The sequence below is a fragment of the Pseudomonas sp. UBA4194 genome (assembly GCF_002379585.1).
Classification (GTDB): Bacteria; Pseudomonadota; Gammaproteobacteria; order Pseudomonadales; family Pseudomonadaceae; genus Aquipseudomonas.
Map to the genome: position 1 here is coordinate 21,826 of NZ_DFUE01000008.1, position 6,462 is coordinate 28,287.

General features: G+C 62.2%; 6 protein-coding genes. 3 read left to right on the forward strand and 3 right to left on the reverse strand.

Annotation, left to right across the window (positions count from 1 at the left end; all coding sequences use genetic code 11):
• Positions 1 to 48: 48 nt before the first annotated feature.
• Positions 49 to 1,602 carry a phospholipase D family protein gene (locus B3397_RS01140; RefSeq protein WP_296246488.1) on the forward strand — a complete coding sequence of 518 codons (1,554 nt, stop codon included), beginning with the start codon at positions 49 to 51 and terminating at the stop codon, positions 1,600 to 1,602.
• A gap of 250 nt (positions 1,603 to 1,852) precedes the next feature.
• Here the strand turns inward: B3397_RS01140 and B3397_RS01145 are convergent, their stop codons facing one another.
• On the reverse strand, positions 1,853 to 3,346 hold the full coding sequence (locus B3397_RS01145) for an aldehyde dehydrogenase (protein ID WP_296246490.1): 1,494 nt from the start codon (positions 3,344 to 3,346) through the stop codon (positions 1,853 to 1,855).
• Between the two features lie 199 nt (positions 3,347 to 3,545).
• Between B3397_RS01145 and B3397_RS01150 the strand changes: the two genes are divergently transcribed.
• Positions 3,546 to 3,932 (forward strand): cupin domain-containing protein, encoded by a 387-nt coding sequence (locus B3397_RS01150; protein ID WP_296246492.1) that lies wholly within the window; start codon positions 3,546 to 3,548, stop codon positions 3,930 to 3,932.
• A gap of 90 nt (positions 3,933 to 4,022) precedes the next feature.
• Here B3397_RS01150 and rpmG read toward each other — a convergent pair whose 3' ends face one another.
• Positions 4,023 to 4,178: a 50S ribosomal protein L33 gene (gene rpmG / locus B3397_RS01155; protein WP_007894709.1), complete on the reverse strand. Its 156-nt coding sequence runs from the start codon at positions 4,176 to 4,178 to the stop codon at positions 4,023 to 4,025.
• Between the two features lie 12 nt (positions 4,179 to 4,190).
• Positions 4,191 to 4,427 carry a 50S ribosomal protein L28 gene (gene rpmB / locus B3397_RS01160; RefSeq protein ID WP_122479958.1) on the reverse strand — a complete coding sequence of 79 codons (237 nt, stop codon included), beginning with the start codon at positions 4,425 to 4,427 and terminating at the stop codon, positions 4,191 to 4,193.
• Positions 4,428 to 4,801: 374 nt separating this feature from the next.
• Between rpmB and B3397_RS01165 the strand changes: the two genes are divergently transcribed.
• Entirely contained in the window at positions 4,802 to 6,391 is a 1,590-nt protein-coding gene (locus B3397_RS01165; protein WP_296246497.1) for an ABC transporter substrate-binding protein, read from the forward strand.
• Positions 6,392 to 6,462 lie beyond the last annotated feature (71 nt).

The window sequence follows — 6,462 nt, forward strand, 5'->3', positions numbered from 1 at the left end:
GCTTTGGTGGTCGAACGGCTCGTCTTTCCCTTTGCCAAGGATGCTGATTTGCCGACCCACAGGCTGATACCCCTGTTGTTCACGCTGCTGGTAGCGCTGCACGGATGCGCCAGCGTCGAAGCGCCGCGCGAGTACAGCGAGATGCTCCCGGCCGAGCAGTCGGCCTTCGGCCGGTCGGTGCAGGCGCAAGTCGCCGAGCATGATGGGCAGTCCGGCTTTCGCCTGTTGTCCAGCAGCGACGAGGCTTTCCGCGCCCGCGCCGAGCTGATTCGCAACGCCCACAGCAGCCTCGATTTGCAGTACTACATCGTGCACGACGGCTTCAGCACGCGGGCATTGGTGGATGAGCTGCTCAAGGCGGCCGACCGCGGCGTGCGGGTGCGTATCCTGCTCGACGACACCGCCAGCGACGGCCTGGACAAGACCATCGCTACCCTGGCTGCGCACCGCAATATCCAGATTCGCCTGTTCAATCCCACTCATCTGGGCCGCGCCACTGGCGTGACGCGGGCCATGGGTCGGTTGTTCAACCTCTCGCAACAGCATCGGCGCATGCACAACAAGCTCTGGCTGGCCGATGACAGCGTGGCCATCGTGGGCGGGCGCAACCTGGGCGACGAGTATTTCGACGCCGAACCGAACATGAACTTCACCGACATCGATCTGCTCAACTTCGGCCCGGTGGCGCAGCAATTGGGCTACAGCTTCGATCAGTACTGGAACAGTGCGCTGAGCCAGCCGATTGCCGATTTTCTGTTCAACGTGCCGACGCAGAAACACCTGGCAGCCACGCGAGTGCGCCTGGAGCAGTCGCTGATCGACTCCCGGGAACAACACAAGACGCTGTACGAGCGGCTGATGACCTATCAGACCGATCCGCAGATGGACACCTGGCGCCAGCAGTTGACCTGGGCGTGGGGGCAGGCGCTGTGGGACGCGCCGACCAAGGTACTGGCCCGTGGCGAGCCCGATCCACACCTGCTACTCACCACGCAACTGGCGCCGGAACTGGCCGGGGTCAATCAGGAGTTGATGCTGATCTCGGCCTACTTCGTGCCGGGTGAGGCCGGGCGAGACTACCTGACCGGTCGCGCCGATGCCGGGGTGAACGTGAGCCTGTTGACCAATTCGCTGGAAGCCACCGATGTGCCGGCAGTACATGGCGGGTACGCGCCCTACCGACGCACGTTGCTGGAACACGGGGTCAAGCTGTTCGAACTGCGTCGCCAGCCGGGTGACCAAGGCAACACCGCGCTGGGGCTTAGCGGCGGCTCGGATTCCAGCCTGCACAGCAAGGCGATGATTTTCGATCAGCGCAAGTCGTTCATCGGGTCGTTCAATTTCGACCCGCGCTCGGTGCTCTGGAACACCGAGGTCGGAGTGCTGGTGGACAGCCCCGAACTGGCCGCACAGATGCGCAAACTCGCCTTGCAGGGCATGTCACCGGCGCTGAGTTATCAAGCGCGGTTGCAACAGGGCGCGATTGTCTGGGACACCGAAGACAACGGCCACCTGCACACCCTGCAACACGAACCGGGCGACTGGTGGCGCCGCTTCAACGCCTGGTTCAGCCAAGCCATAGGCCTGGAAAAAATGCTGTAGCAGCGGCGTAAGCCGCGTCCGGCCCCACCGCATAAATCCTGACACACCGCGGCGCGTCTGACCCGGCCCACACCTGTAGCAGCGGCGTAAGCCGCGTCCGGCCCCACCGCGAATCCCCTGACACACCGCAGCGTACCTGACCCGGCTCACACCTGTAGCAGCGGCGTAAGCCGCGTCCGGCCCCACCGCGTAAATCCTGAAATTCCGCGGCGCCTCTGACCCGGCTTACGCCGGTGCTACAGGGTGTGGGTCAGAGTTTGATCCAGGTTGATTTCAGCTCGGTGTACTTGTCGAACGCATGCAGGGATTTATCGCGCCCGTTGCCCGACTGCTTGAACCCACCAAACGGCGCCGTCATGTCCCCGCCGTCGTACTGGTTGACCCAGACACTGCCCGCGCGCAGCGCCTTGGCGGTCAGGTGCGCTTTGGAAATGTCGGCCGTCCACACCGCCGCTGCCAGGCCATAGGCCGTGTCGTTGGCGATCTGTACGGCTTCTTCGGCGCTGTCGAATGTGATCACCGACAGCACCGGGCCGAAGATCTCTTCCTGGGCGATCTTCATGGCATTGGTCACCCCATCGAAAATCGTCGGCTCGACGTACGTGCCACCGGTTTCCTCGAGGATGCGCTTGCCGCCCACCAGCAGCTTGGCGCCGCCCTCGTGGCCTGCGGCGATGTAGGACAGCACGGTGTTCATCTGCTGGGTGTCCACCAGCGCACCCACATTGGTTGCCGGGTCCAGCGGATTGCCCGGCTTCCAGCCTTTCAGGGCCTCCACCACCATGGGCAGAAATTGCGCCTTGATCGAGCGCTCTACCAGCAGACGGGAGCCTGCCGTGCAGACCTCGCCCTGGTTGAAGGCAATCGCGCTGGCCGCGGATTCGGCGGCGGCTTGCAGGTCCGGCGCATCGGCGAAGACAATGTTCGGGCTCTTGCCACCGGCCTCGAGCCACACCCGCTTCATGTTCGATTCACCGGCGTAGATCATCAATTGCTTGGCAATTTTGGTCGAGCCGGTAAACACCACGGTGTCCACATCCATGTGCAGGGCCAGGGCCTTGCCCACGGTATGACCATGGCCGGGCAGGACGTTCAGCACACCCTTGGGAATACCGGCATCGATCGCCAGTTGCGCGATGCGGATGGCGGTCAGTGGCGATTTCTCCGAAGGCTTGAGGATCACCGAGTTACCGGTAGCCAGCGCCGGCCCCAGCTTCCAGCACGCCATCATCAGCGGGAAGTTCCACGGCACCACGGCGGCAACCACGCCCACTGCTTCACGGGTGACCAGGCCCAATTGGTTGTGCGGGGTAGGTGCCACCTCGTCGTAGACCTTGTCGATGGCCTCGCCGCTCCAGGCCAGGGCATTGGCCGAGCCGGCCACGTCGATGTTCAGCGAGTCGCTGATCGGCTTGCCCATGTCCAGGGTTTCCAGCAACGCCAGCTCTTCGGCATGCTCCTTGAGCAGGCCGGCGAAACGAATCAGGGTGGCTTTGCGCTTGGCCGGGGCAGCCTTGGCCCAGACACCGGAATCAAACGTGGCGCGAGCGTTTTCAACGGCGCGATCGGCATCGGCGGCGTCGCAGCTGGCGACCTGCGCCAGCAGGCGGCCATCGACCGGGCTTACGCATTCGAAGGTTTCGCCAGAAACGGCGGCGGTGTACTCACCGTTGATGAATGCGCGGCCTTCGATCTTCAATTGCTGAGCACGTTGTTCCCAGTCGGCACGAGTCAGAGTGGTCATACGGATCCTCCTGTCATTGAATGCGACGCCCAGCCATGCAAGGCTGAGAGTGGTCGATAAAAGTGTGCCGCCCATCTGCAGTGCAAGCGGCGTGCAACCACCCTAAACCACCGACCCCGGGCTTTTCAATATATTTGACAGAAGCCGGGGCACGGCCTACAGATGTGCGTTTTATTCAACAAACGAGGGGGATTTTCCAATGAGCATCGCCAGCATCGTCGACTTTGCCCAGCACAGCGTCACCCCGGAGCGCTATCGACCCGCGCCGGAAAAGATCCTCTCGGGCGACCCCGAGCAAACCGTCTTCAACCACTATGGCAGCCCCTGCGGGCAAATGAATGCAGGCGTCTGGGAAGGCGAAGTCGGCCAGTGGACGGTGAACTACACCGAGCATGAATACTGCGAGATCGTTCAGGGTGTGTCGGTACTGCGCGACGAGCAGGGCAACAGCAAGACCTTGCGCGCCGGAGACCGCTTCGTGATCCCCGCCGGGTTCAGCGGCACCTGGGAAGTGCTGGAGGCGTGCCGCAAGATCTACGTGATCTTCGAATCCACGCCCACCACCCCCCCTGTAGGAGCGGCGTAAAAGCCGCGAAAGCGCCAGCCCAGACACCACCCCCAAAAAAAAGGCCCGCATCTTTCGATGCGGGCCTTTCTTCTTGGTCGCCAAAATCAATTACTTGATTTTGCCTTCCTTGTAGATCACGTGCTTGCGAACAACCGGATCAAATTTCTTGATCTCGATTTTGTCCGGGGTAGTACGCTTGTTCTTGTCGGTAGTGTAGAAGTGACCAGTACCGGCGCTCGAGATCAAACGAATCAATTCACGCATGATAAAGCTCCCTTAAACCTTGCCGCCATCGCGACGGATTTCGGCCAGCACGACAGTGATGCCACGCTTGTCGATGATACGCATGCCCTTGGCGGATACGCGCAGACGAACAAAACGTTTCTCTTCTTCAACCCAGAAGCGGTGATGCTGCAGGTTCGGCAGGAAACGACGACGGGTTTTGTTGTTTGCGTGGGAAATGTTATTCCCGGTTACCGGACCCTTACCGGTAACTTGACAGACTCTCGACATGCCTCAGCCCTCTAAAACCACATGCCCAACCCGGCATGGGTTGGCCGCTTATCTCTCAGTCATTTGGCGCACGGCGCCGCGTTTCTTCAGGGTCTTACCCGCCTCACCGTGAAGGCGGAGGAACAGGGCCCTAGAAAAGAGCGCTGCTTTATACCAGAAACACTCACGTGCAACAACAGCCGATGCACAATCGATGCGCTCGGCAAACCTGCCAGGCGCCCAAGCATAGCGTTGCCGGGGGGTGTCGGGAGCCGACCATTCGTCGCGCGAAAAATGCAAATAGGGATAGTCAGGGCTTGAAGACATCTCTAGGGTAGGACCTTTCTCCAGACTGCACAGGCAGATGGGCCCTCGACCCGCCAAGGAACATAACCATGCGTCTTGCGACTTTGCCGTTCTTGCTTGCTCCCCTGTTCGCGGCATCCCAGGCCTTCGCCGCGCCGCTGACGGTCTGCACCGAAGCCAGCCCCGAAGGCTTCGACGTGGTGCAGTACAACTCGCTGACCACCACCAACGCGTCGGCCGACGTGCTGATGAATCGCCTGGTGGAGTTCGACGCCAAGGCCGGCAAAGTGGTGCCGAGCCTGGCCGACAGCTGGACGGTCTCGGCCGATGGCCTGACCTACGACTTCAAACTGCACCCAGGGGTGAAATTCCACAGCACCGAGTACTTCAAGCCTGGCCGCGAGCTCAATGCCCAGGACGTGCTGTTCAGCTTCCAGCGCATGCTCGACCCGGCCAACCCCTGGCACAAGATCGCCCAGAGTGGTTTCCCCCACGCCCAGTCGATGCAGTTGCCCGCGCTGATCAAGAAGATCGACGCCCCGGACCCACTGACCGTGCGCTTCACCCTCGACCATCCGGACGCCACCTTCCTGGCCACCCTGAGCATGGGCTTCGCGTCCATCTATTCGGCCGAATACGCCGACCAGTTGATGAAGGCCGGCACACCGGAGAAGCTCAACAGCCAGCCAATCGGCAGCGGCCCGTTCATTTTCACCCGCTTCCAGAAAGACGCGGTGGTGCGCTACAAGGCCAACCCGGACTACTTCGCCGGCAAGCCTGCGGTCGACCCGCTGATCTACGCCATCACCCCGGACGCCAACGTGCGCCTGCAGAAGTTGCGGCGCAACGAATGCCAGGTGACCTTGTCGCCCAAGCCGCTGGATATCGCAGCCGCCGCGGATGACAAGGACTTGCAGGTGATCAAGACCGAGGCCTTCATGACCGCTTTCCTGGCCATCAACAGCCAGCATCCGCCGCTGGACAAGCCCGAAGTGCGCCAGGCCATCAACCTGGCATTCGACAAGGACAGCTACCTCAAGGCGGTGTTCGAAGGGACCGCCGAAGCCGCCAATGGCCCCTACCCGCCGAACACCTGGAGTTACGCCAAGGATCTGCCGGGCTATAAACAGGACGCCGGCAAAGCCCGCGAGCTGCTGGCCAAGGCCGGTTTGAAGGACGGCTTCAGCACCACGATCTGGACGCGCCCCTCGGGCAGCCTGCTCAACCCCAACCCCAGCCTCGGCGCGCAGTTGCTGCAGGCCGACCTGAGCAAGATCGGCATCAAGGCCGAGATCCGCGTGATCGAATGGGGCGAGCTGATTCGCCGCGCCAAGGCCGGCGAGCATGACCTGCTGTTCATGGGCTGGGCGGGGGATAACGGCGATCCGGACAACTTCCTGACGCCGCAGTTTTCCTGCGCCGCCGTGCAGTCGGGGACCAACTTCGCCCGCTATTGCGACAAGGCCCTGGACAAGCTGATCAGCGACGGCAAGACCACGTCCGATCAGGCTGCCCGCAGCAAGCTGTACCATCAGGCCCAGGCGCAGATCCAGCAGCAGGCACTGTGGCTGCCGCTGGCGCATCCAACGGCCGCGACATTGGTGCGCAAGAGCGTGCAAGGGTATGCGGTGAGCCCGTTCGGGCGACAGGATTTCTCCAGGGTTTCCGTGCAGAAATAGCGCCGAAGCCGTTCTCGCAGGGGGTCCGGGCAGCACCTGGATCCTTTGCAGGAGCGGCGTACAGCCGCGAA